This is a genomic window from Streptomyces sp. AK08-02, assembly GCF_033795085.1.
GTDB lineage: Bacteria > Actinomycetota > Actinomycetes > Streptomycetales > Streptomycetaceae > Streptomyces > Streptomyces echiniscabiei.
The window spans coordinates 20,089-46,550 of record NZ_JARAZV010000034.1 but is presented as its reverse complement, the minus strand read 5'-3'; the positions used below and the strand labels follow the sequence as shown (position 1 = coordinate 46,550).

Genomic DNA, 26,462 nt, shown 5'->3' with positions numbered 1-26,462 from the left:
TGCGCGACCCATTGAACTTCCGCTACGCACCGGTAATTTGACTCGGAATCACGAGCGGGACCAGTCACCGGGAGCGAGTGTCATGGGTGTACGCAGGGATCTGAAGCAGGCGAAGCGGCGCACCGATCTGGCGGCCCGCCACCGGATCGAGCTGATCCGCGACGAGAAGAGCGGCACCGTCCGCGAGGCCCGCACCGCGCCCGTCGTGACGCCCCCCACCACGGGCAGCACCGCCGACCTGCCCTACACCAACGCGGCCGAGGCCCCCGACGCGGTGATCCTGCGCCGCCGTACGGACGACGGCACCTGGCGTCCGATCACCGCCGCCGCCTTCGCGGCCGAAGTCACCGCCACGGCGAAGGGGTTGATTGCCGCGGGCCTCGAACCGGGCGGCCGGGTCGCGGTGATGTCCCGTACCCGCTACGAGTGGACGGTGCTGGACTTCGCGATCTGGGCGGCGGGCGGCCAGACCGTCCCCGTCTACGCCACCTCGTCCGCCGCCCAGGTGGACTGGATCGTCATGGACTCGGGGGCCCGTCTGGTCGTCACGGAGACGCCGGACAACACGGCCACCGTGCTCACCGGCACGGCCGCCCACCCGGAACCGCCGCGCGTCCTCACCCTGGACGAGGGCGCGATGGCCGAGCTCACCACCCTGGGCCGGGAGGTGTCGGACGAGGAGGTGACCAAGCGGCGCACCGCCCTGACCCCCGGCACCACCGCGACGATCTGCTACACCTCCGGTACGACGGGCCGGCCGAAGGGCTGCGTCCTCACTCACGCGAACCTGCACGCCGAGGCGGCGAACGTGGTCGAACTGCTGCACCCGATCTTCAAGGAGGTCACCGGTCAGACCGCCTCGACCCTCCTCTTCCTCCCCCTCGCCCACATCATGGGCCGGGCCCTTCAGGTCGGCTGTCTGATGGCCCGTATCGAGATCGGCCACTTCCCGAGCATCAAGCCCGACGAACTCCGCCCGATGCTGCGGGAGTTCAGACCGACGTTCCTGGTCGGGGTCCCGTACCTCTTCGAGCGGATCCACGCCACCGGCCGCGCGACCGCCGAGAAGATGGGCCGCGCCGCCTCCTTCGACCGCGCCCACCGCATCGGCGTCCGCTTCGCCGAGGCGTACCTGGAGAAGTTCCTCGGAACCGGAACCGGAAGCGGTAGCGGTAGCGGTAGCGGTAGCGGTAGTGGCAAGGGCCCGGGGCTCGGTCTCTACGCCGCCTGGGCTCTGTACGACCTGCTCGTGTACCGCCGTGTCCGCAAGGAGCTGGGCGGGCGCATGCACTACGCCATCAGCGGCGGCTCCCCGCTCGACCGCGACCTCAGCCTCTTCTTCTACGCCGCCGGAATCATCGTCTACGAGGGCTACGGTCTGACGGAGACGACCTCCGCCGCCACCCTCGTGCCGCCCCTGGCCCCCCGCCCCGGCACGGTCGGCCAGCCCGTCCCCGGGACGGCCGTCCGGATCGCCGACGACGGCGAGGTTCTCCTCAAGGGCGAGGTCGTCTTCGACGGCTACTGGAACAACCCGGCGGCGACGGACGCGGTACTGAGCGACGGCTGGTTCGCGACCGGCGACCTCGGCGCCCTCGACGACGACGGCTACCTCACCATCACCGGCCGCAAGAAGGACATCATCGTCACCTCCGGCGGCAAGAACGTCGCCCCGGCCGTCCTGGAGGACCGGCTGCGCAGCCGCGCGCCGGTCGGCCAGTGCATGGTCGTCGGCGACAACCGGCCCTTCGTCGCCGCCCTGATCACCCTCGCCCCCGACTCCGTCGCCCACTGGCTCACGGTTCGGGGGATGCCCGCCGACACCCCGATGTCCGAGGTGATCGGCGACCCCCGGATGCGCGCCGACGTCCAGCGGGCCGTGGACCATGCCAACGCGGCGGTCTCCCGGGCCGAGTCGATCCGCGCCTTCACCCTGGTCGAGGGCGAGTTCACCGAGGACAACGGTCAGCTCACGCCGTCCCTCAAGGTCAAGCGCCACGCCGTGAGAGAGGCGTACGCGGCAGAGATCGAGGCGCTGTACAGCAAGTGAGTCCGGGGTGGTGGTGCCCCGAACGCCGAACGGCGGGCCACCGGAGAACCGGTGACCCGCCGCCGCAACCGAGCGGGGAGGCTCAGCTGTTGCCGGCGCCGTTGCCGGACAGCACGGGGATGTCGCTGAGGATGTGCGACAGCGGCTCGTCGCCCTTGGCCTGCGTCGAGTTCTCGACACACTGCTGGTTCTGCGGGGCCGACAGGATCGGGATGTCCTGGACGGCGATCGGCACGACGCCGACGAGAGAACCGACGTTGAGCTTGGCCGGGAGGCCGATGCACGGCTTGTTCAGCGAACCCTGGACCAGCGAGAGCTGCGGGCTCATGTCACCGAACGTGGCCGAGTTGCCGAACTCCTGCTCGGCGCCATTGCCGCTGACGGAGGTGGTGCCACCGTCGTTGGCGATCGCAAGGGCCTGGGGTGCTGCCGTCGCCGTGACACCGGCGACGGAGGCGGCGATGGCCGCGGTAGCCCACAGCTTCTTCATGTTCATTCCCTTCGAAAAGCGGACTCCGGTGAGGAGCTGCGTGATCGTCAACGGTCCAACCCCCGGTGAGGTTGCGATGATTGCCCCGTTTGGCCCAGTGAGTGAGGTGTACAGGCGGCCGTACGAGGGAAACGGGACCGCTTGCCTCCCGTACGACGGCCCTGTTCAGAGGCGCTCAGGGGTGTTCGGGGGCGTTCAAGGGCACGCCAGCCGGTTGCCGCGTACCGGTACGTCCTTCCCGAACACCGGCGGATCACCGGGCTTGGGATCCGTGCCCGCGGCGATCAGCGGCCGGTCCTCGCGCACCTTGGTGAACATCGCCTTCGCCTTCGTGGCGTCCCAGCGCAGCGTCGAACCGACGTCCTTCATCGGCGGGTTGAACCCGGCGATCGGCACGGTGGCGAACTCCGTCCGGGTGGCCGGCACCTTGCTCAGCGCCGAGGCGAGCGTGACGAGCGCCTGCACGCCGTCCTTCCCGAAGCCCTGCTCGACCTTGGCCGGACCGAGCAGCGTCCGGGCCACCCGGCCCATGAGGACGGGGTCGGTGAGCACCTTCCGGGCGGTCAACTGCCGCAGGGCCGCGACCAGGAACCGCTGCTGCCGCTGGATCCGCCCCAGGTCGGCGCTCTGGTCGACATGCCGCGAGCGGACGTACTGCAGGGACTGGCCGCCCTTGAGCAGATGGCGTCCCGGCGCCAGGTTCAGCTTGGTCTTGGAGTCCTTGAGGCGCCGGTTCGTGCACACCTCGACCCCGCCGACCTGGTTGACGGCGTCGATGAACCGCCGGAAGTCGAGCTGCAGGTACTGCTCGACACTCACCCCCGTCGCCGCCTCCACCGTCCGCTCCAGGAGCGTCGCGCCGCCCTCCGCGTACGCGCCGTTGAGCTTCACGGGATGCGCGGGGCGCTGTTTCGTCGACCCCTTGGGTTTGTACGCCGGGACCGTGGCCAGGGAGTCGCGGGGCAGGCTGACCACGCTGACGCGGTCACGCTTGGCCGACACATGGACGAGCATCATCACGTCCGCGCAGTTGCAGGCGAAGCCGCCCGCGTGGAACTTGCGGCGCTCCTGCTCGGTGATGGTGCCGCGGCCGTCCGTGCCCAGCAGCAGGATGTCGGTGCCCTTGGCGGCGGCGGCGCCACCCGCGGGTCTCAGCTGGGGCGCCCGTGGCGTCCCACAGCCGATCGCGGTCGCCGCGCACAGCAGAGCGACCCCGCACAGTCGGGAGAGGCGGGCAGGACGGGAAAACCGGAACAAAGGGTGTCTCGTCGTCACGTGACGCAACGTAGGCCAGCGGGCCGCCGAGAGTTCGACGGCCCGCTGGTGAAGGCTCGAAAGTGAGCCCGGACGTACGCCCGGCTCAATCGTCGCCGGTGGTACTGGTACTGGTGCTGGTGCTGCCGGTCAGTTGTTGCCCACGCCGTTGCCGGACAGGACCGGGATGTCGCTGAGGATGTGCGACAGGGGCTCGTCGCCCTTGGCCTGCGTCGAGTTCTCGACACACTGCTGGTTCTGCGGGGCGGACAGCACGCTGATGTCCTGGACGGCGATCGGCACGAGGCCGACGAGCGAACCGGCGTTGACCTTGGCCGGCAGGCCGATGCAGGGCTTGTTGAGGGAGCCCTGGATGAGCGCCATCTGGGGGCTCATGTTGCCGTACGTGGCCGAGTTGCCGTACTTCTGGATGGCGCCGTTGCCGCTGGTGGACGTCGTGCCACCGTCGTTCGCAATCGCCATCGCCGGGGTGGCGACCGCAGCGGTGGCACCGACGACGGAAGCGGCGATCGCCGCAGCAGCCATAACCTTCTTGATCACTTGCAAATCCCTTCGAAAGAAACCCCGTCCACCGGAGCCGTTCTGATCAACTGCCCTTCGGCGTACGTGGTTGCTCCGATTCACTCTGATGGCCCACATCGAAGACTGTTCGGGGCGGGCGGCGGGTGGGGCGTGTTCCATGAATTGCCGGGCCGGGAACGGGCCATTCGGGTGAAACGGCGAAACCAATCGCCCCCCATCCGGTTGATGCGGGAGCAGGAACGTGCGTCTCTGCAGGAAAGGAAAGCGAAATGCTGAAGAAGGCAATGGCCGCGGCGGCGGTAGCCGCATCCGTCGTCGGAGTCTCGGCGGCGACCGCCCCCCAGGCGCTTGCCACTGCGGACGACGGCGGCACCACGTCCGTCAGCGGGAACGGCGCGGTCTCGAAGTTCGGCAACTCCGTGACCAAGGGCGACATGAGCCCGCAGATGAGCCTCGCGCAGGGCACGCTGAACAAGCTCTGCGTCGGTCTGCCCGTCAAGGGCAACGTGGGCTCTCTCGTCGGCGTCCTCGTCCCGGTCGCCGTCCAGGACATCCCGATCCTGTCCGCCCCGCAGAACCAGCAGTGCGCCGAGAACTCGACGCAGGCCAAGGGCGACGAGCCGCTGGCCGGCGTTCTCAGCGACATTCCGGTCCTGTCCGGGAACGGCATCGGCAACAGCTGACCCGTCGCGGTCGGCCGACCGGCCGTCGACAGTCGTCCGGTCGCACATGAACGCAGCTCGGACAGCCTCCGCACACTGTGCGGGGGCTGTCCGCGTTCTGTGCTCTCCCTGATTTCATTCAGCCGTTCGTGTGCATTGTGTTTTTCCCTGCTTCGGGGCGTTCGAGTGAATTAACCGTGGGACCACGTTCCGTAGTTTCTTCGGCTGTCTATCCCTCGTTTTACAACTGCCGGTCATGGTGCGAGCCGTCCATGCTGTGCTCGCTCGGTCTCAGGCCGACATAGGGGCATGACCGCAGAGAAGGGAAACCTCATGAAGAAGAGCGTTGCTGTCATCGCCGGCGCCATCATGGCGCTCGGAATGGCCGCCCCGGCCTTCGCGGACGCCGAGGCGGAGGGCTTCGCCGCCAACTCCCCGGGTGTGCTGTCCGGCAACGTGATCCAGGTTCCCGTCCACGTTCCGATCAACGTGTGCGGCAACTCGATCAACGTCATCGCGCTGCTGAACCCGGCGTTCGGCAACACCTGCGTCAACGACTGACGTATAGCACCAGCCGTTCGGCGGTGTCTGGGCCGGTCTTGGAAAACCTTTCGGTGCCAAGGCCGGCTTTTTCTCACCTCTCCCAGCAGGAAGATAATCAGAATGCGACAGCCTCTGAGCAGGGGGATGGTCGTGGCGGCCGCCGCGACGAGCATCTTGTCCCTGTACGGCATCACCGCCCTCGCGGACGCGGACGCGGGCGGGACGGCCAAGGGCTCCGGCGCACACGGAGCCCCGGGCACCCGACACGACGACCCCGGTTACGGGCACGGCAACGGCAACGGCCAAGGTCACGGGCACGGCTACGGCGACACACCGCCTGGCGGGTACGGCGATACTCCGCCGACGAAGCCGCCCACTAAGCCGCCGACCAAACCCCCGACGAAGCCGCCGACGAAGCCGCCGACCAAACCCCCGACGAAGCCGCCGACCAAGCCCCCCACGAAGCCTCCGACGACCCCGCCGACGAAGCCTCCGACGACCCCTCCGACCAAGCCGCCGACCAAGCCCCCCACCAAACCCCCGACGAAGCCGCCGACCAAGCCCCCCACGAAGCCCCCGACGACCCCGCCCACCAAGCCGCCCACGAAGCCGCCGACCAAGCCGCCCACGAAGCCGCCCACGAAGCCTCCGACCAAGCCGCCGACGAAGCCTCCGACGACCCCGCCCACCAAGCCGCCCACGACCCCGCCCACCAAGCCGCCGACGAAGCCGCCGACCAAGCCTCCGACGAAGCCCCCCACTAAGCCGCCGACGACCCCTCCGACCAAGCCGCCGACGACCCCGCCGACGAAGCCCCCCACCAAGCCCCCCACCAAGCCCCCCACCAAGCCGCCGACGAAGCCCCCGACCAAGCCCCCCACAGGCCCGTCGACGACCACGCCCCCCGTCACGCCGCCGACGAAGCCGCCGCATCTGCCGCCGACCGGTAGTCATGAGGAGTTGATCGCGGCCTCGGCCGTCAGCGTCGCGCTGATCGCCGGTGGTGTCGTCCTGTACCGCCGGGGCAGGCGCGGGGAGCCCGGCGCCCACGAGTGAGGCGCGGGTAGGACCCCCGGGCACCCGGACGAGCCACGCGCCCCGCGAGGGGCGCGTGGCCGTACCGTGGGCGCGGCCGGGCCGCGCCGGTCCGGAGCTGACGAACCGCTACCTCGCGGAGCGAACCCCCTCGCGCCGCCCCTGCCCCGGCACCGTCGCGCTACCGGTCGGGGTTCCCGCCCGCAGCCGGCGCCGTACCCCTCGTACGAGCGTCTCCGCGGTGAACGTCGCGCCGTGTACGAAGCGCATCGCCGGGCCGAACCCGGACGCTGTCACCAGGCCCGCCATGAACAGACCGGGGTACGACGACTCGAAGTGCCGTCCGACCGCCGGGGAACCGTCCTCCAACGCGCCCAGGCCGCCGCCGAGTCGGGGGTCCAGCAGGCTCAGTCGGTCGCAGGTCGCCCTGAACCCCGTTGCCGCGATGACGTGTTCGGTCTCCAGGGAGTGCCGCTCGCCGGACCGGGTGACCGTGTCCAGCCGTACTCCGCCGCCGGCGCCCGTCAACTCCGCTGCCTCCGTCACCTCTTGGCCGAGGAGCACCTCCACCGCCGGTTCCACGCGGTCGCGTACCCACCAAGCGCCCGCCGGGCCCAGGGCCGTGGCGGCGATCCGGGCACGGGTCGGTTCCGAGAGGCGGTGGAAGAGGCCAGGGCGTTCCGAGTAGAACCAGTTGCGCCAGCCGCAGCCCAGGCCGCTGTGCGGGGCGCGGGCCGAGCGCCACCAGGGGCGCTCCCACGGGGGCGGTACGTCATTCCAGTTCAGTTGCTCCGCACGGGCCAACACCCTTACGCGCGTGCCCTGTTCGGCGAGCAGGGCAGCTGTCTCCAGGGCTGCCTGGCCACCGCCGATCACCGTGACGTCCCGGCCCCGGAAGCGGTCGAGGTCACTGTGGTGGCTGCTGTGCGAGACCAGGTCGGGGCCGAGGCCGCGCAGCGCGCCGGGGATCTCGACGAAGGGCAGGACACCGATGGCCAGGGCGACGGTCCGGGCGCGTACCGTCTCGCCGTCCTCCGTCACCGCCTCGAAGCCCCCGGCGACGGGCGTCACCCGGGTCACCGTCCGTTCGTCGACCTCGGGGACGGCGTTGCGGGCGAACCACTGGCCGTACTCGGCGAACATCTCCAGCGGGATCGGCTGTCCGTGCCGTGCCTCGACGGCCTGACCGGCGCAGTACGTGTCGAGGCGCCAGCGGTCGTCGGGGTCGGACAGGTTCGACGCCCACGGCTCCGACTTGAGGTACATGCCCCGGGGCATGTTGTCGCGCCAGGAGGCCATGGGCCGGCCGAGGACACGCAGGCGCAGCCCGGCTCCGGCGGCGTGGGAGGCGATGGACAGGCCGTAGGGGCCCGCGCCCACCACCAGCAGGTCGTACATCAGTAGCTGTTCGCTTTCTCGTCGTCGGTCAGGGAGTTGTTGGCCAGGGAGCCATCGGTCAGGGAGTCGTCGGCCGGGGAACCGTCGGCCGGTGGCTGCGGCGCCTCGGGCACCGCCTGCCGGACGACGCGTGCCCGGGTGTCGTCCGGTCCGGGCCGCTCGCACAGCCGGCGCAGCCGGGTCGGCAGACGGCGGGCGGCGTGCCGGGCCCACAGGGCCCACATCGCCCAGCCGGGCGCGAGGTCGTCCGGGGCGTGCCAGGCCAGTTCGCGGCCGGCCGGGGCCGGACGCAGCGCGCTGAGCGGCGCGTAGTTCTCGACCACGAACGCCCGCCCGGGCCGCGCCACCCCCTCGGGCAGCGGACGGTGGGTCAGGTCGAGGTGCTGGGCGCGTACGACGTCCAGCCCGGCCGAGTCGGTGAAGAGCCGGAACTGGGCGCCGGGGCGCGGGTTGAAGTCGAGCAGGTGGTAGGCGCCGGTCGTCGCGCAGCGGCGGAAGTCGAGGTCGAAGATGCCCCGGTAGCCGAGTTCGCCGATCAGGCGTTCGGTGAGCGCCTGCACCGACGCGTTCGGCGTCCAGTGGCCCACCGCGGTCAGCCCGGCGCCGCGCGGCCAGGCGTGCAGCTTGCGGCCGGGGCCGCCGCCGCGCACGGTCCCGGTGCGGTCGGCGTAGCCGTGGCAGAACCAGTCGAGGTCGGGGCCCGGGGGCAGGAACGCCTGGAGCAGCAGTCGGCTGCCCGCCTCCTCCGTCCGCAGATACAGCTCGCGTGCCTGCCGGGCCGAGCGCACGACGACCGTGCTGCGCAGGTCGCTGTCGGCCGGGAGCAGCCAGGGACGGCTCCACTTCGCCACGGCCGGAAGGCCGAGATGCCACGCCGTGGCGGCGGCGTCGGCCGCGCTGTCCGGGATCAGTGTCGGCGGGTGAGGCATGTCCAAGGCCGCGCACAGGGCGGCCAGTTCGGCCTTGTCGGCCACCCGTTCGGCCAGCGCGCCGGGCTGCTGCGGCAGCAGAAAGGCGGGCGCCAGCTCGGCCCGCGCCCGGCCCACCGCGACGGCGCTCGCGTCGTCGAGCGGGATCAGCACGGCGGGCCGCGCGATCTGGGAGGCGACCCGCAGCAGGGTGCGGGCGATGTCGGCGGGGGCGGCGCCGGGCCGCGGCGGCGGATGCAGTTGGCGTACGAAGCGTGATCTGCGTACGGGACTTCCGGCGACGTCGGCGATCAGGTGGACGTCGACGCCCGCCCGGCCGAGCGAGCGCACGGCGCCCAGTGTTCCGTGGTGAAAGGGATTCCGGTCGGTCCGCACGAGGACGGCGGGGACGCGGGTGTCGAGCAGCGACACGGACATGTGTTTTCGGGTTTCCTTCGGGTCGGTTCACTCGTGCGGGCGAGCGGAACACTCGAAAGTCTCAAGCGCGGTGGCGGAATTCATACTCATATGACTGAGTGTCAGTAGGTGAAAAGGCAGGACGAGAACAGGCAGTGCGGAAAGCAGTGCGAAAACAGGCAGTGTGAGAACAGGGAGTACGCGCGTGGAGGAAGGAGCAGGCATGGCCCCACACAAGCGACGGGCCCGCACCGGACGGCTGGCGTTCCTGGCGGCCGCGGTCGCCGCGTCGGCCGTCCTGGCGACGGGGCCGGGACACGCCGTGGGCGCGGGGGTGGCCGATCCTCCCGTCCCCGTACCTGGCACGGTCACGCAGCCGGCACCGCCCACCGGGGTCGTGGCGCCGGTCGCGCCCGTGACCCCCGAACCCCCGGTGGCTCCCGAGCCGCCCAAGGTCGAACCGCCGGAACCCCCCGAGCCACCGGAGCCGCCCAAGCTCCCCGCCTTCGGCGCGTACGTCGACTACGACGGCGAACGTGGCACGGCCAGGATCGCCGAGCTCAGCCGCTGGCTGGGCGGTGCCGATCTCACGGTCGGGCACACCTACCTGCCGGGTGACCGGTGGAGCAACATCGAGGGGGCGCCCGGGTTCCTCGACGTGTGGGCGGACTGGCGGCGGGCCGAGGAGGACCGGCTGTTCGTCCTCAACGTGCCCATGCTGGAGCGCAACGAGGAGGGCGTCTCCGACCGGCAGGTGCAGGTGCAGTTGAGGCGCGGCGCGGCCGGTCTCTACGATCACCACTTCCGCGCCCTGGCCGAGCGGCTGGTCGCGCTGAACATCCCGGACACGGTCATCGTGCTCGGCTGGGAAATGAACGGCATCACGTACACCCATCGCTGCGGGCCGGACCCGGAGGCCTGGAAGAGGTACTGGAACAGGATCGTCACCACCATGCGGGCGGTGCCGGGCCAGAAATTCCGGTTCGATTTCAATCCGACCCGGGGCAAGGACGCCATTCCGTGGCCGCAGTGCTATCCGGGGGACGACACGGTCGACATCATCGGCATGGACGCCTATGACCAGCCCCGGGGACTCTCATTCGACGAGCAGGTGAGCGAGCCCTACGGACTTCAGGCGCATGTGGATTTCGCCAAGGCGCACGGAAAGCCCATTTCCTATCCGGAATGGGGACTGTTCCGTAACGGCGACAATCCGGAGTACGTGCGGCGCATGCTCGCGTGGATGGACGAGCACAAGCCGCTGTACAACACGCTGACCGACTACTGCCCGCACGGCGTGTGGCAGTGCGGGAGCAATCCGAAGGCGTCCGAGGTGTACCGCCAGATCCTGACGGGCCGTAAGGACACCGGGCCGACCGTGCCGACACCGGTGCCGCCGGTGCCGACGCCGGAACCGACCCCCGAGCCACCGAAGCCCACGGACCCGGTCACCCCGCCCGTGCCGCTGCCGCCGCCGAACTGCTCGCCGCTGGACCTGGGCGACTGGGTGGAGTACTGGATGGGCGGGAAGCTCTGCCTGAAGTTCGACTGGTGGTCGCGCAACCGGTGACCGCCCGGTGGCGGTGGGTCGTTCACGATCCGTCGCCGCCGTCGTCGCCGCCGTTTCCGCTTCCGGTTCCGTCGCGTTCCCGCAGCCGGCGCAGGAGTTTCTTGCCCCGGCTGCGGGCGGCGACATCGCACACGACCGCCGACATCAGCGGTGCCGTCAGCCGCCGGGCCAGCAACAGCCGCTGGTTGACGACGGGTTCGGGGCGCCAGTGGTGCTTGTACGGCTCGTCACCGCGCAGCAGGCTCAGGGTGGCGTGTGCGCCGGACCCCGTGTGCTGGGCGCAGGCGTCGAGGAGCATCACTGCGACGTCCGCCTTCCGTTTCCGCAGGCCCGGATGGGCGCCGTACAGATAGCCGCCCGCGAGGCGTCCGGACAGCAGGGTCAGATCGACGGCGACCACGCTGTCGTCGAGGCGGAACTCGGTGACCACGGCGTCCCCGGAGCGCACCATCGGCCCGACCGACCGGGCGAGGTGCTCACGGAACCGGGGCTGGAGATGCTCGGACGTCACCTTCCGTCCCTGCCACTGGAGTTGGTGCAGTTCGAGCAGGCGGGCCAGGGCCGCGTCGACCTCGTCGGGGCGTACGACGCGACGCTCGACGCCGAGCGCGGTCAGCTTGCGCAGCTTGGCGCGGACCCGCTGGGCCTTCGAGGAGGGGAGGCGGGAGACCAGGCCGTCCATCGAGACCGCGGGCAGCTCCAGACACACGGAGTCCCTGACCTGGCGGCGCGGGCCACGCCAGCGCTCGTACACGCGTTCCGCCGCGCCGCCCGGCCGGACCTCGCGGAGATCGATCAGCGCGGTACGGGCGGCGTCGGAGAGGCCGTCGGCGAGGGCGGCGGCGGCCTCGTCGGCCGTGTCGTCGTCGAGGAGCACGTCACCGTAGTCGGAGATCGCGCCGCCGAGCGGCACGAGCGCGGGCAGTGGGCGGTTGACGCGCATCAGCGGGGCGGCGGCGAGGAGTTCGCCCTCCGGATCGCGGACGACGACGATCCGCAGCCGGCCCGGGACGCCGTACGACAGCCACCACGAGTGCAGCCAGGCATGGCTCTGGAACGGGGTCGCCGCGCCGCACCGCCGGTACAACCGCCCCCAGGCCGGGGCGAGTTCGGCGAAGGCGGTCTCGTCGCTGACGACTTCGGCGCGCAGGGCGCCGGTGGCCGTGACCGTCACAGCTGGCCATGTGCGTCGGCGGCGACGGCCGGGCCCGGTACGGAGGCCGCGAGTGCCGGTTCCTCCGTGCGTCGCCGGGGCCGTACCAGCAGCACCAGTCCGCCGAGCAGTCCGCCCGCGCTCGCGCCGACCAGGCCGGTCACCGCGGCCGGGGCCGAGGACGGCTCGGCCGGCTTGACCGCGCGCGAGAACTGGAGCAGCTCCACGTGCGTGGACTGCTTGGTGTCGTTGGCGTGCCGGGTCAGTGAACGGGCGACGGCGTTCGCCATGTCGGCGGCGAGGTCGCGGCGAGTCGAGGTGGCCGACACGGCGACCATGGGGGCGTCCGGTGAGGTCGCCGTCTGCACGCTGGAGCGCAGCGTCGACACCGGCACGCCCGCCCACACCTGGGCGTCCCCGAGCACCGCGAGCTGCGTGGCGACCCGGCCGTAGGCCTGGGCGAAACCGAGCGCGGCCGCCGGGTCGGACTTCTCGGTCGGTACGGCGACGACGTAGCTGGTGGCCGTGTAGGTGGGCGCCTTGAGGGTGCCGTACGCGCCGCCGAGGAGGCCGCCGAGTACCGCGCCGGCCACGAGGAGGGACCAGGGGGGCAGGGCGCGGGTACGGGTGCGGGCGGTGGGGTGGGGGACTCTGCTGGCGTTCTCGGTCATGAGGATGGGGCTCCCTGGGATGACGGGGACTGGTTGAGGGCAGGAGCGGTCGCCGCGTACACGTTCATGAGCTGGGCGGCGCTGCGGGTGATGTCGTAGTGGTGGGCCGCCGCGGGAGGCGTGCGGTCCCGTGGGCCCAGCGCGCGGGCCTCGGCGAGGGCGCGCGCGAAGGAGTCCGCGCCGCCGGGTACGCGGCGGGCGTTCTCGGCGGCCTCCGGGGGCAGGTCCTCGACCGCCGGGCAGGAGACGTACCGGACGGGCAGCCCGGCGGCCAGCGCCTCCACGACCGCGAGGCCGAAGGCCTCCTCCGGGCAGGGGGAGGCGAGCAGGTCCATCGCGGAGGTGAGGGAAGGCAGATCGGGGCCGGGGGTGCCGTCCGGTACGGCGGGCCGTTCACCGGTGAACAGCACCCGGTCGGCCACGCCCGCCTCGCGCGCGGTGCGCCGCAGGATGTGCTCCTCGGGGCCGCCTCCGACGAGCAACAGCCAGTAGTCGTCCGGTAGTTGTGCCAGCGCCTCGATGACGTCACCGAAGCGCTTGCCCGGCGCGAGCCGGCCGATGCCGCCGACGACGTACGCATCCTCGGGCAGCCCGAGACGTTCGCGGGTGCGCTGCCGGGCGACCGGGTCGAAGCGGAAGCGGGCCAGGTCGATGCCGTTGGGGACGACCTCGATCCGCGGCGCGGGTACACCCCAGCGGCGGAGCCGCTCGGCGACCGTGGGGGACACGGCGACGGTGGTGCGGCCGAGCCGTTCGCCGGCGAGGTACAGCGCACGGACCCCGGCGGTGAGCCGCCGCCCCTCCATCTGGGAGTCGCCCAGGGAGTGTTCGGTGGCGACGATCGCGCGTACGCCCGCGAGCCGCGCGGCGATCCTGCCGTACACACAGGCCCGGTAGAGGTGGGTGTGCACCAGGTCGTAGCCGCCCGAGCGGATGACGTTCACCAGCCGGGGCAGGGCGGCGAGGTCCCGGTTGCCGGCCATACCGAGGTGGACGACCCGGACGCCGTCGGCGACCAGACCGTCGGCGACCGAGCCCGGGTTGGTGAGCGTCACGACATCGCAGTCGACCGGCAGGTGCCGCAGCAGCAGCCGCAGTTGCTGTTCGGCGCCGCCGACTCCGAGGCCGGTGATGATGTGCAGGGCCTTCACCGCCGTCACACCCCCTCGACCGGCCGGCGCCGCAGCCGGTGCAGCCGGTACTTGAGATGGAGGCGTACGGCGGTGTCGTTCTCGCCGACGTGGACGCGGGGCAGGACATGGACGCCGCCCAGCGGGCCCGGGTCGATCGCGCAGCCGTAGGCGTACCCGGCCGCCCGTACGGCATCCGCGGCCCGCTGGTCGACAGTCCCGTACGGGTAGCAGAACCCCGCGACCGGAGCACCGCTCAACTCCGAGAGCAGCGCTCTGCTCTCGGAGACCTCGGCGCGCAGCAGCTCGTCGTCCGCCTTCGTCAGGTCGACGTGCGTCAGCCCGTGCGAACCGATCTCGATCCCGGCCCCGGCGACGGCACGGATGCCGTCCGCGGTGAGCAGCGGCCTGCGCGGGCCCAGCGGGTCCCAGGCGTTCTCCCCGCCGAGCCGTCCCGGCAGCACGAAGAGGGTCGCGCCGCACTCCCAACGACTCAGCACGGGAAGGGCGTTGGTGACGAAGTCGGCGTACCCGTCGTCGAAGGTGAGCCCGACGAGCCCGCGCCCCTCGCCCCGGGAACGGGCGGCGAGCAGCTCCGCCACACCCACACCCCGCAGCCCGCGCCGGTGCAGCCACCCCAGCTGGGCGTCGAGACGCTCGGGCGTGACCGTGACGCGGTACGGGTCGTCCGAGCAGTCGCCCACCGAGTGGTACATCGCCACCCAGGGGACGGAACCGGCGCGGGCGGCTCTTCGGGCGCGGTCAACGGACCCGGTCGCGACGGCGGGGACGGGGGCGGGCGTGGGCGCGGGTGCGCTTGCGGACATACGGAAGCCTCCGGGTCAGGGAGCGTGCGGAACGGAGTGCGAGGACGAAGCTCTGCACGGCCTGGGCCCGCATGAGCCGGCCGAGCAGGAAGTAGACGACGGTCACGGTCGCCGTGCCGGCGGCGAGTCCCGTCACCGGGCCGTCGATCCGGTTGGTCACGAACGCCCCGGCGGCCGTCGCGCACAGCGCCGCACGCACGGGCTTGCTCAGTTCGACGACCACCTGCCGGGTCCGGATCGGCACACTGCGCGGACCCATCCCGTACAGCAGCAGCGCCGCCGACAGCGTGATCCCGGCGGCGTTGGCGGCGGCGATCCCGCAGACACCCCACGGACCGACCGTCCAGGCCCCGATCCACGAGGTCGTGACGATGCCCGCCGTCATCGCGGCCAACGGATACCAGGTGGGCCGGTTGGAGGAGAAGTACGAGCGGATGAGCGCGCCGACCAGGGTGTGTCCGAGCAGCCCGAGCGCGTACACCCGCATCACGGAGGCGGTCGCCTCGGTGTCCGCGGCGGTGAACGCGCCCCGCTGGAAAAGGACTTCGATGATCTGCGGCGCACAGGCGATCACCGTGCCCGCGCCCAGCAGCACCACCCAGGCGGCCAGCGCGATGTCCCGCTCCACCCGGCTGCGGGCCCGCTCGGTGTCGCCCTCCGCGATGGCCCGCGCGACCACCGGGAAGGTGACCGTGCACAGCATCAGCGACAGCGTCATCGGGATCTGCGCCACCTTCTGCGCGTAGTTCAGGTGCGAGATGGCCCCGGCGGGGAGGGTGGAGGCGAGGAACCGCTCGACGAGCACCTGTGACTGCCGGGTCAGCGCGAAGAGCAGCACCGGCGCGACGAGCGCGAACGCCATCGGCGCCGCGGACGTCTCCTCCACCACGACCTCGTCCGCCACGGCCGACCCGCGTCGCCGCAACTGCCGTAGCACAGAGGGAAGTTGGGTGACGACCATCAGTGCGCCGCCCACCGCCACCCCGACCGCCGCCGAGCGCACCCCCACGCTGGGGCCCAGCACGAACATCGCCGCGATGATCCCGGTGTTGTAGGCCACGTAGATCGCCGCCGGGGCCAGGAACCGCCGGTGTGCGCGCAGGGCCGCGCTGCAGTACCCGGCGAGGCCGAAGCTGAAGACGCAGGTGGCGGTGAGGCGGGTGCAGTCCACGGCGAGCGACGGGTCGGGCAGGCCGGGGGCGAGCGCCTCCACCAGGTAGGGAGCCGTGGCGACGAGCAGCGCGCCGACCGCCGCGAAGGCGAGCGTGAGCCGGGGCAGCGTCGTGGCGACCAACGCCCGCACCGGGTCGCCCGGGGCACCGTGGGCGCGCCGGGCCAGCGCCACGCTGAACGCCGGGATGAGGATGAAGGCCAGCCCGTCCTCGATGAGCAGCGTCGCCGCGAACTCAGGCACGGTCCACGCGACCAGGAAGGCGTCCGTGTCACTGCCGGCCCCGAACAGCCGGGCCAGCGACTGGTCCCGGACCAGCCCGAGCAGGGCGCCCGCGACCGAGAGCACGGCGGTGATGAGCGTGGCCTGGGCGAGGAACTTCCGTGAAACGGGGGCGAGTTCGGCGGGATCTCCGGAGGGGTTGCCGTCGTCGCCGTCGTCGTGGTCCCCTCCGTCCCCGCTTTCCTTCGCGGCCGGCGAAGCGGCGCGTGCCGCGGGCAGCGTCACCCTGGTCTCTCCCTCGGTCCGAGGCGGCGTCGCGTTCATCGCGCGGAGGTCTCGGGGACGTCGTCGGCGCCGACGAGGGCCCACCAGGCGACGAGCCCGAAGAGGACGGCGGTCAGTACGGTCGCGGGTCCGCCGATGTCGGCGTACAGGAAGTCGATCAACTGCCAGATCAGCAGCCCGCAGGCGACGAGGGCGCAGTCGAGCCCGCCGCCGGACGCCGACCGCCGGGTCCGCACCAGCCCCCGCAGGCCGCACACCAGCAGCGCCAGCCAGCTGCCCCCGACGGTCAGCAGCCCGATCAGCCCCTGCTCGCTGAGCACCAGCAGGTACATGTTGTGCGGGGACAGCAGCGGCTGCCTGCGGAACGCGGCGCCCGCGCCCTCCGTGTCGCTGCCCGAGGACAGGGCCAACGAGGCGTGTCCGTCGCGGTGTTCGGGGAAACCCTTCAACCCGACTCCGGTGAGCGGGTGTTCGCTCCACATGTCGGTCGCCGCCGCCCACATCGTGTACCGGTCGGTGACCGACTGGTCGGGCGCGTCGGTGACTTGGGTGATGCTGCTGATCCGCTCCTGGAGCATCGCCGAGCCGAGGCCGAGGCCGCCGACCAGGATCACGGCCGAGGCGGCCACCACGGCGCCCACCTTCAGTGCGCGCCGCATCCCGGCCAGCATCAGCTGCAGCGCGCAGGCCGCCGCCGTGGCGATCCAGGCGCCCCGGCTGAAGGAGACGGCGAGCGGGGCGAGGAGCGCCAGGGCGCAGCCGGCGGCCACGGCCCGCTGCCGGGCGGCGGCCGACCCCAGAGCCAGTGCCAGCGCGCACATCAGCCCGAAGGCCACCACGGTCGCCATGCCCATCACGTCGGCGGGCCCGAAGGTGCCCACCGCCCGGATCTCCTCGCCCTGGTAGGAGGCGCCGGTCCCGGTCACGAACTGGTGCACCCCGACCGCCCCCTGGAACAGGGCGAAGGCGACGAACACCCAGGCCAGCACCCGGAAGTCGCGCTTGTCCCGGATGAGCAGCACCACGGACGCCGGGACCAGGACGAAGATCTGGAGGTAGCGCCCCAGGCCCCCGATCCCGGCCGCCGGCGAGGAGGCCCCGACGGCCGCGACCGCGAGCCCGAGCACCGGCAGCCCGAGCACCACGGCCGCCGTACGGGACAGGGGTCGCCGCCGCTCCCGTACGAGCCGGATCGCGCAGTACAGGACCACCAGCCCGGAGACGGCGTCGGCCGGGGTCGCCCCGCCGTCGGTGCCCTGCGCGGCCGGCAGGGCGAGCAGGGCGACCACCAGGAGCACGGGCAGGAGCGGAGCGAACGACGCGAGGTGCGCGAAGGGCACTCGGCGCGGCAACGGCCATGCGGGGCTGTGGCTCACTGCGCTCAGCTTCCTGTCGGGCGGACGAGCGTGGCGGCGGTGCGCAGCAGGATGCAGATGTCCTGCCACAGCGACCAGTTGTCGATGTAGGCGTTGTCGAACCGGCAGCGGTCCTCGATCGAGGTGTCCCCGCGCAGCCCGTGGATCTGGGCGAGCCCGGTGATCCCGGTCTGCATCCGGTGGCGGGCCGCGTAGCCGGGGTAGGTCTGGCTGAACTTGCCTACGAAATACGGGCGTTCGGGCCTCGGCCCGACCAGGCTCATATCGCCCCAGAGGACGTTCCACAGCTGGAGGAGCTCGTCCATCGAGGTGCGGCGCAGGAAACGGCAGAACCAGTTCATGCGCCGCTCGTCGGCGACGCTCCAACGGGTCGCCGCCTCCATCTCGTTCACCGGGCGGTGGGTGCGGAACTTCAGGAGGGTGAAGGGCCGCCCGTCCTTGCCGATGCGCTCCTGCCGGAAGACGACGCCCCGCCCGCCGGTCAGCCGCAGCACCACCGCGCAGAGCAGCAGCAGCGGCGAGAACAGCAGCAGGAGGGTCCCGGAGACCGTCACGTCGAGCAGCCGCTTGCCGAGGCTGCCCGGCCGGTCGGGGCCCATGGCGAGCCGCCGGCAGGAGAATCCGGCGAGCCGCTCCGCGCTCTCGTACGAGGGCGACTCGGCGTCGATCTCCCACAACGTGCAGCCCGACTCCGCCAACGCCCGGAGCAGGGGCCCCTGTTCGGCCCGTACGGAGGGATGGACGGTGAGCACGGCGCGTACGCCGTTCTGGATCAGCGCCCGCTGGACCTCCTCGCCGGTGGTCAGCACGGGCAGGCCCGCCACGCCGTCCGGGTGGTCGGTGACCAGTCCCACCGGCCGTACTCCGCACGCCGGGTGGCGCAGGAACGCGGTGGCCACCCGCCGGGCGGTGCCGGCCGGTCCGATGACGAGGGCGGTGTGCGGGCGGCGCAGCAGTGCCCGGCGCCGCCGCCAGTGGATGGTCGCGCGGCCCACCGCGCTCGCCACCGTCTGTACCGCGCAGCCCATGACGAGGGTGTGCGCGGACAGCGCGTCGACGGGTTCGATCGCCCCGACCAGGGCCGCGAGGGCCAGCCAGCCCAGCGCGATCCGGCCACAGACGGCGGGCAGTTCGTCGAGGAACGCCGGCACGGACTCCGGCCGGTACAGCGAGGCCCGCGCGTTCAGCGCGACCACGCCGATCAGCAGCGCGCCGACGAGCACGGGGTGGCGCTGGGGTCCGGTGAGCGCCAGGACGCCGAGCAGAGCGGCGATGCCGTCCGCGGCGAGCAGCGGCAGCGGGGAGGCCGGCCGGAGCGCGGGACGCCGGCCAGCCGGGAATCTGAAGCCGCCGACCGACTCGCGGGGCGGGATGACCGAGACGGCCGACACTGTCGAGAACCTGTGCTCCCGCGGCCCTCCGCCGGGGGAGGGGACGGTACTTTCCGCAGTCACGAGTGGATGGACTCCCTGTACTCGGCGCGCACGGGCCGCACGGCGTGCGCGGTGATCAGCTCGCGGTACACGCCCGCGACGGCCTCGGCGGTGTGCCGTACGTCGTGCGCGGACAGGACGTGCCGACGCCCCAGCTGCCCCAGCGACTCACGCAGCGGGGGATCGAGCAGCAGTTCGGAGACGGTCCCGGCGAGCGCGGCGGGGTTCTCGGCCGGCACCAGACAGCGCGGTGCGAGAGCGGCGGGCAGACTCTCGCGCCCGCCGTCCACGTCGGTGACGACGACCGGGCGCCCGCAGGCCATCGCCTCCAGCGGCGCCAGCGCCATGCCCTCCCACCGCGAGGGCAGGACGACCAGATCGGCGGCCCGGTGCCAGGGGACGGCATCGGCGACGGCCCCCGCGAACAGCACGGAGTCGGGGGCGAGCGCCCGCAGCCGGCCGGCGTCCGGCCCGTCACCGACGAGCACGAGCCGTGCCCCCGGCACCCGCCGCGCGATCTCGCCCCACGCCCGGAGCAGCACGTCCTGCCCCTTCTGCCGGCACAGCCGCCCCACGCACACGACCAGCGGGGCGGCCGGATCGACCTCCGCGAGCAACGGGACCCCGGCGCGTACGGAGGCCGCCGGCGCGGGGTGGAAACGCTCGGTGTCGATCCCGTTCGGGATCACCCGCCACTGGCCGGCGATCCCGGCACGGACCCCGGTCGCCCGTTCGGCGTCGCTCACGCACACCACCCGGGAGGCCCAACGGGCCCCCCACCGCTCCCACTTCAGGGCCAGCGCCGCGGTGGGACCGCCGACCGCCTCGAACGACCAGGCGTGCGGCTGGAACACCGTCGCCACCCGCCCCCGCAGCGCCGTCCGGGCGGCGAGCCCGGCCTTCGCGCTGTGCGCGTGCACGACATCCGGCCGCGCCTCCTCGACCACCCGCCGAAGCCGCCGCACCTCCCCGACGAGCGAGGGCCCCGGAGCGCGCGTCGCGTGCCAGGGGCGTACGTCGGCGCCGAGCGCCCTCAGCCGCGCGGCCAGGTCACCGCCGTCCGGGCAGGCGACCGTGACGTGCAGACCGGCGGCGAGCTGGGCCCGCGCCAGGTCCGTCACGACCCGGGCCACCCCGCCGTCCACCGGCTGGGTGACGTGCAGGACCCGTGGCCGGGGGTCCGGTGCGATCAGTTGCATGCGCGGTTTCCTCGCTCACGGATGGCGGTGCCGGACGCACCTCGGCTACTGCCGGGCGTCGACGGCCACGAAAAGTGCGCCGGCCCACGCCGCGTCCCGCTGGGAAACGAGCCGGAAGGCCAGCTGGTCACCACCGCGCCGCAGCGCCGTATCCAGTTCGAACACGTCCGAGTCGTAGCCGAGGGTGTTCGCGTACGCCGGAACGCGCTCCGTGACGGGCTTGCCGATGGTCGAATTCAGCACGTCGTCGAGGGGGTTGGCCGTGTCTCCCAGCGCCGTCGTGCGCCCCGCGACCGACACCGTCAGGGAGTCTCCGGCGCTGCCGCGGTCCCCGTCGTAGGCGACCAGACCCGCGCGTCCGTTCGCGCCGGCGGGGAACGGCAGTTCGGCCAACCGGACCAACGGGGTTTCACCCGTCCGGTCCCGCAGCGCGTCGAACCCGTCCCACACGGCGAGGTGCCGCAGCGGCTCCGCCGCGTTCTCGTACGCCACGACCAGCGTCCAGCCGCCCCATGCCCCGGCCGCCGACTTCCCCATCGCCACGTTGATCTGCGCGACGGTGTACAGCCCCGAACCGCTCTCCCGGACCAGCTTCGTGACATCGGCGGAGGCCTGGTACGCGTCGGCGCCGTGCGCCACCCGGTGCCCGACGACCGTGTCCGCGAGCAGCTCCTTGTACTGGCCGCCGGGTTCGGCGATCAGCACCCGCCCGTTGTCCTTCGGGGGCTTCTGCTCACCGACCTTGAGATTGCCGCCCCAGTACAGCCGCGCGTAGGTGGCCCGGCCGCCCTTCGGCACCCGGACCTCGGCCCGGCTGGAGTTGTACGTGTTCGGGTCGCTGTCGACATCGACGTAGAACATGTCGAGGTCACCGTTGACCGCCGCCCGGCCGCCGCCCGTTCCCGTCGTGAGGTTCCCGCCCTCGCGGATGCCCGCGCAGGTCCCGAGGGTGGCGCGGCAGCTGATGGACGCGTTGGCCGCGCGGACGATCCCGCCGTGCTGGAGCACGCGGTAGCGCTGGGCGAACGCGAGTCGCGCAGCCTCCTTGGCGGGCTCCCCGGATTCCCCGCCGACGGGTGGCGCGGCTGTCGACGTACCCCCCGGAGTCCAGATCACGGCGAGGGCAAAGACGCCCACCATCGCACGGCGCAGCAGAAGACCCGGGGAAATACGCATGACCGGCGTTGCCCTTTCGGGAAAGAGGTCGTGGACCGCCGGACGGGGAGGCGGAGGACCTTTTGGGTGGGTCTGGGGCGGCTGTCAGAAGGTGGGTAACTCTAGCCGCTATGAGTATTTATTGGTGATAAATGACATCTGTGTCGGAATCGTGCAGTCGAGCGATCCGAAGGATCACCCCATTGGCGGCACAACCAGGGCGCGCGCCACGCGTTGACACAGCGCTGGGCATTTCCGCCCGGTTGTTTGTGACAACTCCCAAGGAGCACTTCTCCATGTCGCGTATCGCGAAGGGCCTCGCCCTTTCCACCGTTGCCGTCGCCGCCGTGGCGGGTACCGCCGGTGTCGCCGCCGCCGACAGCGACGCGCACGGCGCCGCTGCCCACTCCCCGGGCGTCCTGTCGGGCAACGTCCTCCAGGTCCCGGTCCACGTTCCGGTCAACGTCTGCGGCAACACCGTCAACGTCATCGGTCTGCTGAACCCGGCGTTCGGCAACACCTGCGTCAACGACTGACGTAAGTCGGCGCGGACCCTTCTGCCGGCCGCTCTCCCTTCGGGGAGGGCGGCCGGTTCGCGTTTGCCGGGTGGCTGCCCCGAATGGCGGGCCGGGCGGCCAACTCGCGAGGCGGGCCTTGACACATGCCCTCACCAGCGATGACGTACGGGACCCTGCCGACGGACCGTCACTTCGCGCGCGCGACCGGTTGCGGGCGGCGACGGTGGATCTGACGGTGGATCCGACAGCGGACACACGTTCGCCGCACCCCACCCCCCCAGCACCCACCGCCTCACCGCTCACCGAAAGGAAACCCTCCATGCGCGCTCTGCCCGCACGGCGTCTCGCGTCGACCGCACTCTGCGCCACCCTCCTGCTCGGCACAGGCGCACCGGCCGCCCTGGCGGCGGACGGCGACGCGGCCCGCGAGCGCGGTCACGCGGCTTCCCAGGCGCCCGTCCCCAACGCCGACGCGCTCCTCGCGCAGGTGGACTCGCTGGGCGACCTGGGCGGCGTACTGAAACCCGTCACCGATCTCCTGACCGCCGTACTCAAGGCGGACAACGGCCAGTTGCCGCTGGACGAGGCGACGAAGCTGGGCGACGGGGTGAAGGCGGCCATCACCGCGGCCACGGCGGCGGCCCCGGTCCCGGCCACTCCGCCGGTGGCGTTGCCGGTGACCCCGCCGGTCCCGGCAGCGCCGGCACTGCCGACCGCTCCCGCCGCACCCGCCCTCCCCACGACCCCGGCCCTCCCGACGACGCCCGCGCTGCCGCCCGCGCCGGCCCTTCCGCTGAGCCTCAAGGACGGCAAGGGCGCCAAGGGCCCCCTCGACATCAAGGGGGACGCGCTCACCGCGCTGCAGAAGTCGGTCGACACGCTGCTCACGGCGGTCACGTCCGGCGATGTCGCCAACGTCGTCCCGGCTGTCACCGGTGTGTTGACGAGCCTCGTCGGTTTCGTCGCCGCCACCCTGCTCGGCGGCGGGCTGCCGGCACCGGAACTGGCGGGCCTGCCGCCGCTGCCCAAGCTCCCGGCGGCGGTACCGCCGCTACCGGCAGCGGTGCCGCCCCTGCCGCTGCCGGCCCGCTAGCGCGGCCCTCCCGGTCGTTGTGCCGACCTCACCGGCCGGCACAACGGCTGTTCTTCCGTCCCTCCGCCGGGGCGTCAATTCCATTTGTGCGTCAATCTTCCGAGACACGTTCGTGTTCGCCATCGCGTGCCCCGCAGAAATTTTCTGCTTATGGAGTTTCCGTCGCGACCGGGGATCGTTAGGCACGGCGACAGAATTCGCTCTGGTGACATGAGTTGCCGAAGAAAGGAACACGATGAAGTCCCTGAAGGCTGCCGCTGTTGTTGCCGGTTCCATGGTTATCGCCGGGGTCGCCGCGCCCGCGTTCGCCTACGAGACCGCCGACCTCACGCCCACCAGCCTCAACGGCGCCGTCAACACGCTCACCAAGGGCCCCCTCGACGTAGAGCAGCTGCAGCCGCTGCAGCACCAGTCGAACGCGCTCGACACCGAGAACAAGGACTCGGTGCTCAACACGGTGAAGGGCGCGACGACGGCCCTCAACTCGAACGGCGGGCTGCTCGGCGGCCTCCCCCTCCAGGGCTGACACGAGTGTCGAAAGGACCGATTCCGCCGCGCGGAATCGGTCCTTCGTGCTGTTCGAAGCCTGTCCCTCTTTCGTGTGGATACCGGCGGGAAATCCCCCGGTCGAGTGAGAATGCGGCCGGACCCGTCGAATTCCGCCGATAGGGTTCCGCGGTGACCTCAACCTCAAGCGAAACGCGCCCTTTCCGCATCGCCGACCTGGGCACGCTCGTCGTGATGGCCTGGAGCGGTGAGGCCCCCGACGGCGACATGCCCTACCTCCTCGCCTACTCCCTCGGGGACGGCGAGGGCGGCCCGGAGGCCTCGGCCGTCGCCGTCGAGCAGCTCCTCGCCAACACCGGTCTGCCGGTCGGCGGCGACATCGTCGACGGTTCCACCCGCCCGAGCCTGCCGGTCAGCCTGCTCGTCCAGGCCGGTTCGGCCGTCGTCAACATGCCGCAGCTCAACGCCCAGTGCACGCCGCCCCCGGAGTGGCTCACCGCGGTCGCCGAACGGGGCTTCGCCTACCTGGTGTTCACCACCCGCCCCTGGCCCGAGGCCCAGCCCGGCAAGCCCATCGAGCCGGAGGCGCTGGCCGCCTTCGCGGGCGCCGACGAGACCCTGACGGCCGCGGCCCACGTCATCCTCCCGGCCCGCAGCCTGCGCTGACGGTCGGCCAAGTCCGGGGCCCGGGCGGGCGGGTCGGCTGTTCGAGCCGGTTCGCTCCTCCGGGCTGATCGGACGACTAATGCACCACTCGGGGGAATCTTGAGCTGATGCGGTTCCCAGGATCGTTACGCGATACGGACGTACACCCCCGATTCCTGTAAAGGACCGCACCTGCCATGAAGTCGACCACTCGAATCCTTGCCGCCGCTGTTCTCACCGGCGTGGCGGCGGCGGTGGGCTCCGCGGCCCCCGCCGTCGCGGCCGGCACGGTCCCCGTGCCCGTACCGCTGGACGGCGTCGAGAAGTCCCTCAACGTGAGCCTGCCCAAGGTCGGCGGCGAACTGCCGCTGCTGACGCCGGGCGTACCCGAGGGACCGCGGTACGTCGAGGGGCAGATGATCCCGGCCAGCGCGCTGCCGCAGGTGCCGATGGGTGCCGCGCTGCCCGGTCTGTCGGCCCAGGCGCCGCTGCCGCAGGTGCTCGGCAAGGGCTTCGACGAGGCCGGCGTCAGCGTCCCCGCGGCCGACCTGCGGACCCTGACCCCCGGCCTGTCCGTCGACACCCCGCTGACCGCGCCCAACTCCGAGGTGTTCGGCCTGCCCATGCTCAAGGAGCCGCAGGCCGCCGTGCTGACCCCGCTGCTGCAGACGGCCCCCACGGGCGTCCTGGGGCTCGGCTCCATGTAGTCCGGGCGGTCACGGAACCTGACGAACTGGACCCTGTGGGCCCGGGGTTGACACCCGGGCCCGGTCTCCGGGCGGTCGCCGCCACCGAACGAACCCGAACGAGGAGATGGGGAGAGATTGTTGTTCGTCAGAAGGCAACCACGGGGCCCGGCAGGGCCCCGTGCCTGTTCCGGGACAAGGCGGGAGGCGCTGCGTGCCCTGTGCGTGTCGGCCCTCGCCCTGGCCGTCGTCCCGGTCGTCGCCGCCGCGTGGCCCCGCGGGGAGCGGGGCGGCGACGAGGCGTCGTCGTTCGACGAGACGTACCGGGGCCGCCGACTGCGCGGTCTGAGGACCGACGCCGGGAGCGCGGATCACCTCGACCACATGGCGCAGGCGATGCGCGCGTCGGGCGAGGGGCAGTGGCACGTCACCGTGGACGGGCGGCCACTGCATCTGATGCGGCGCGCGGACGGGACGTATCTGAGCATGATCGACCACTACCGCTCGTACCCCACGGCCCTGGAGGCGGCCCGCGCCGCCGTCGACGAGCTGGGGCCCGGGCGGCGGTTGACGGTCGCCGGCGGGGGAGAAGGCGGTCATGGCGTACACGCGTAAGGACGTCAGCACGCTGACGCGCGGTGAGCGGCGGCGGTTCGTCGGCGCGCTGATGGAGATCAAACGGCGGGGCGAGTACGACGAATTCGTGCGCACGCACATCGAGTACTACGTCTCCGACGGCGAGAGGGGCCTGCGTACGGCCCACATGGCGCCGTCCTTCCTGCCCTGGCACCGGCAGTTCCTGCTGGACCTGGAGCAGGCGTTGCAGCGCGTGGATCCGTCGGTGACGCTGCCCTACTGGGACTGGACCCGGGACCGGACGACCGCCGGGTCCCCCTGGAGCGAGGATCTGCTGGGCGGAACCGGGCGCTTCTCGGACCAGCGGGTGATGACCGGGCCGTTCGCCTACGACCAGGGTGACTGGACCATCACGGAGAGCGTCACCGACGGCGAGTTCCTCACCCGGGATCTCGGCCGGGTCCGGGAGCCGCTCTCGCTGCCGACCCGGCAGGACCTGGAGGCGGCCCTCGCCGACCCCGTGTACGACGTGTCGCCGTGGGACTCGACATCCACGAAGGGGTTCCGCAACAGGCTCGAAGGGTGGGGGAGCGGGCGGGGCCCCGGCTCGTGGCGCAACCACAACCGCGTCCACCGCTGGGTCGGCGGGCACATGGTCGGCGGTGCCTCCGTCAACGACCCCGTCTTCTGGCTGCACCACGCCTTCATCGACCTGTGCTGGTCGCGCTGGCAGCTCCGGCACGGGGCAGGAACCCGCTATCTGCCCGACCGGCCGCCGAAGGCCGGCGACGCCCAGCGCGGCCGGGTCGTCGCCCGGCACGAGAAACTGCCGCCGTGGGACCTGACGCCGGACCAGCTGGAGGACCACAGCGACGTCTACCGGTACGCGTAGTCCGGTACAGGCGGTTCGGTGCGTGTGGTTCCGTGCACGCGGTTCGGTGCGCG

General features: G+C 72.1%; 26 protein-coding genes. 12 read left to right on the top strand and 14 right to left on the bottom strand.

The window, feature by feature from the left end; genetic code table 11:
- The first annotated feature begins 82 nt into the window (after positions 1–82).
- Positions 83–2,050, top strand: a complete 1,968-nt coding sequence (locus PV734_RS44450) for an AMP-dependent synthetase/ligase (RefSeq protein ID WP_319294921.1) — start codon at positions 83–85, stop codon at positions 2,048–2,050.
- Between the two features lie 82 nt (positions 2,051–2,132).
- On the opposite strand, the gene PV734_RS44445 is transcribed toward PV734_RS44450, so the two are convergent.
- From PV734_RS44445 to PV734_RS44435, 3 genes are all read right to left on the bottom strand, one after another.
- A complete protein-coding gene (locus tag PV734_RS44445) occupies positions 2,133–2,540 on the bottom strand; it encodes a rodlin (protein ID WP_319090133.1) in 408 nt (135 codons plus the stop codon).
- Between the two features lie 195 nt (positions 2,541–2,735).
- A complete protein-coding gene (locus PV734_RS44440) occupies positions 2,736–3,815 on the bottom strand; it encodes an LCP family protein (protein WP_319294919.1) in 1,080 nt (359 codons plus the stop codon).
- A 129-nt stretch (positions 3,816–3,944) separates the two neighbouring features.
- Positions 3,945–4,355 carry a rodlin gene (locus PV734_RS44435; protein WP_319090131.1) on the bottom strand — a complete coding sequence of 137 codons (411 nt, stop codon included), beginning with the start codon at positions 4,353–4,355 and terminating at the stop codon, positions 3,945–3,947.
- 251 nt (positions 4,356–4,606) lie between these two features.
- On the opposite strand from PV734_RS44435, the gene PV734_RS44430 reads away from it, so the two are divergent.
- The 3 genes from PV734_RS44430 to PV734_RS44420 all read left to right on the top strand — a co-directional run bounded on the left by PV734_RS44430 (position 4,607) and on the right by PV734_RS44420 (position 6,598).
- Positions 4,607–5,020: a rodlin gene (locus PV734_RS44430; protein WP_319090130.1), complete on the top strand. Its 414-nt coding sequence runs from the start codon at positions 4,607–4,609 to the stop codon at positions 5,018–5,020.
- 312 nt (positions 5,021–5,332) lie between these two features.
- Positions 5,333–5,560: a chaplin ChpD gene (gene chpD, locus PV734_RS44425; RefSeq protein WP_319090129.1), complete on the top strand. Its 228-nt coding sequence runs from the start codon at positions 5,333–5,335 to the stop codon at positions 5,558–5,560.
- Positions 5,561–5,662: 102 nt separating this feature from the next.
- Positions 5,663–6,598: a hypothetical protein gene (locus PV734_RS44420; RefSeq protein ID WP_319294917.1), complete on the top strand. Its 936-nt coding sequence runs from the start codon at positions 5,663–5,665 to the stop codon at positions 6,596–6,598.
- Between the two features lie 108 nt (positions 6,599–6,706).
- Here PV734_RS44420 and PV734_RS44415 read toward each other — a convergent pair whose 3' ends face one another.
- Both PV734_RS44415 and PV734_RS44410 read right to left on the bottom strand, forming a co-directional pair.
- The gene (locus PV734_RS44415; RefSeq protein ID WP_319090127.1) at positions 6,707–7,975 is read right to left on the bottom strand and encodes an NAD(P)-binding domain-containing protein; all 1,269 of its coding nucleotides are present in this window, start codon (positions 7,973–7,975) and stop codon (positions 6,707–6,709) included.
- Positions 7,975–9,321 carry an ATP-grasp domain-containing protein gene (locus PV734_RS44410; RefSeq protein WP_319294915.1) on the bottom strand — a complete coding sequence of 449 codons (1,347 nt, stop codon included), beginning with the start codon at positions 9,319–9,321 and terminating at the stop codon, positions 7,975–7,977. The genes PV734_RS44415 and PV734_RS44410 overlap by 1 nt, the downstream gene beginning before the upstream one ends.
- Positions 9,322–9,523: 202 nt before the next feature.
- Between PV734_RS44410 and PV734_RS44405 the strand changes: the two genes are divergently transcribed.
- A complete protein-coding gene (locus PV734_RS44405; RefSeq protein WP_319090125.1) occupies positions 9,524–10,870 on the top strand; it encodes a glycoside hydrolase family 26 protein in 1,347 nt (448 codons plus the stop codon).
- Between the two features lie 22 nt (positions 10,871–10,892).
- Here PV734_RS44405 and PV734_RS44400 read toward each other — a convergent pair whose 3' ends face one another.
- Genes PV734_RS44400 through PV734_RS44360 form a run of 9 tightly spaced genes read right to left on the bottom strand, consistent with a single transcriptional unit; the run spans position 10,893 to position 21,513 of the window.
- Positions 10,893–12,044 (bottom strand): GNAT family N-acetyltransferase, encoded by a 1,152-nt coding sequence (locus PV734_RS44400; RefSeq protein WP_319294913.1) that lies wholly within the window; start codon positions 12,042–12,044, stop codon positions 10,893–10,895.
- On the bottom strand, positions 12,041–12,694 hold the full coding sequence (locus PV734_RS44395) for a lipopolysaccharide biosynthesis protein (protein ID WP_319090123.1): 654 nt from the start codon (positions 12,692–12,694) through the stop codon (positions 12,041–12,043). Before PV734_RS44395 ends, PV734_RS44400 begins: the two co-directional genes overlap by 4 nt.
- A complete protein-coding gene (locus PV734_RS44390) occupies positions 12,691–13,845 on the bottom strand; it encodes a glycosyltransferase (protein ID WP_319090679.1) in 1,155 nt (384 codons plus the stop codon). Before PV734_RS44390 ends, PV734_RS44395 begins: the two co-directional genes overlap by 4 nt.
- Before the next feature lie 5 nt (positions 13,846–13,850).
- Positions 13,851–14,651 (bottom strand): polysaccharide deacetylase family protein, encoded by an 801-nt coding sequence (locus PV734_RS44385; RefSeq protein WP_415924379.1) that lies wholly within the window; start codon positions 14,649–14,651, stop codon positions 13,851–13,853.
- Entirely contained in the window at positions 14,587–16,368 is a 1,782-nt protein-coding gene (gene murJ, locus PV734_RS44380; protein ID WP_319294911.1) for a murein biosynthesis integral membrane protein MurJ, read from the bottom strand. The genes PV734_RS44385 and murJ overlap by 65 nt, the downstream gene beginning before the upstream one ends.
- The gene (locus PV734_RS44375) at positions 16,365–17,705 is read right to left on the bottom strand and encodes an O-antigen ligase family protein (protein ID WP_415924378.1); all 1,341 of its coding nucleotides are present in this window, start codon (positions 17,703–17,705) and stop codon (positions 16,365–16,367) included. Before PV734_RS44375 ends, murJ begins: the two co-directional genes overlap by 4 nt.
- Before the next feature lie 5 nt (positions 17,706–17,710).
- Entirely contained in the window at positions 17,711–19,159 is a 1,449-nt protein-coding gene (locus tag PV734_RS44370) for an exopolysaccharide biosynthesis polyprenyl glycosylphosphotransferase (RefSeq protein ID WP_319090121.1), read from the bottom strand.
- On the bottom strand, positions 19,156–20,337 hold the full coding sequence (locus tag PV734_RS44365; RefSeq protein ID WP_319090120.1) for a glycosyltransferase: 1,182 nt from the start codon (positions 20,335–20,337) through the stop codon (positions 19,156–19,158). Before PV734_RS44365 ends, PV734_RS44370 begins: the two co-directional genes overlap by 4 nt.
- Positions 20,338–20,382: 45 nt before the next feature.
- Entirely contained in the window at positions 20,383–21,513 is a 1,131-nt protein-coding gene (locus PV734_RS44360) for a DUF3344 domain-containing protein (protein WP_319294909.1), read from the bottom strand.
- A gap of 275 nt (positions 21,514–21,788) precedes the next feature.
- Between PV734_RS44360 and PV734_RS44355 the strand changes: the two genes are divergently transcribed.
- The 7 genes from PV734_RS44355 to PV734_RS44325 all read left to right on the top strand — a co-directional run bounded on the left by PV734_RS44355 (position 21,789) and on the right by PV734_RS44325 (position 26,409).
- On the top strand, positions 21,789–22,028 hold the full coding sequence (locus PV734_RS44355; protein ID WP_006382607.1) for a chaplin: 240 nt from the start codon (positions 21,789–21,791) through the stop codon (positions 22,026–22,028).
- A 301-nt stretch (positions 22,029–22,329) separates the two neighbouring features.
- A complete protein-coding gene (locus PV734_RS44350; protein ID WP_319090118.1) occupies positions 22,330–23,103 on the top strand; it encodes a hypothetical protein in 774 nt (257 codons plus the stop codon).
- 235 nt (positions 23,104–23,338) lie between these two features.
- Positions 23,339–23,629 carry a hypothetical protein gene (locus tag PV734_RS44345; protein WP_319090117.1) on the top strand — a complete coding sequence of 97 codons (291 nt, stop codon included), beginning with the start codon at positions 23,339–23,341 and terminating at the stop codon, positions 23,627–23,629.
- Between the two features lie 152 nt (positions 23,630–23,781).
- Positions 23,782–24,276 (top strand): DUF5949 family protein, encoded by a 495-nt coding sequence (locus PV734_RS44340; RefSeq protein ID WP_319090116.1) that lies wholly within the window; start codon positions 23,782–23,784, stop codon positions 24,274–24,276.
- A 176-nt stretch (positions 24,277–24,452) separates the two neighbouring features.
- Positions 24,453–24,962, top strand: coding sequence for a hypothetical protein (locus tag PV734_RS44335; RefSeq protein ID WP_319294907.1), 510 nt, complete (start codon positions 24,453–24,455; stop codon positions 24,960–24,962).
- A gap of 117 nt (positions 24,963–25,079) precedes the next feature.
- Entirely contained in the window at positions 25,080–25,556 is a 477-nt protein-coding gene (locus PV734_RS44330; RefSeq protein WP_319294905.1) for a tyrosinase family oxidase copper chaperone, read from the top strand.
- The gene (locus tag PV734_RS44325) at positions 25,540–26,409 is read left to right on the top strand and encodes a tyrosinase family protein (protein ID WP_319090111.1); all 870 of its coding nucleotides are present in this window, start codon (positions 25,540–25,542) and stop codon (positions 26,407–26,409) included. Before PV734_RS44330 ends, PV734_RS44325 begins: the two co-directional genes overlap by 17 nt.
- The last annotated feature ends 53 nt before the right edge of the window (positions 26,410–26,462 follow it).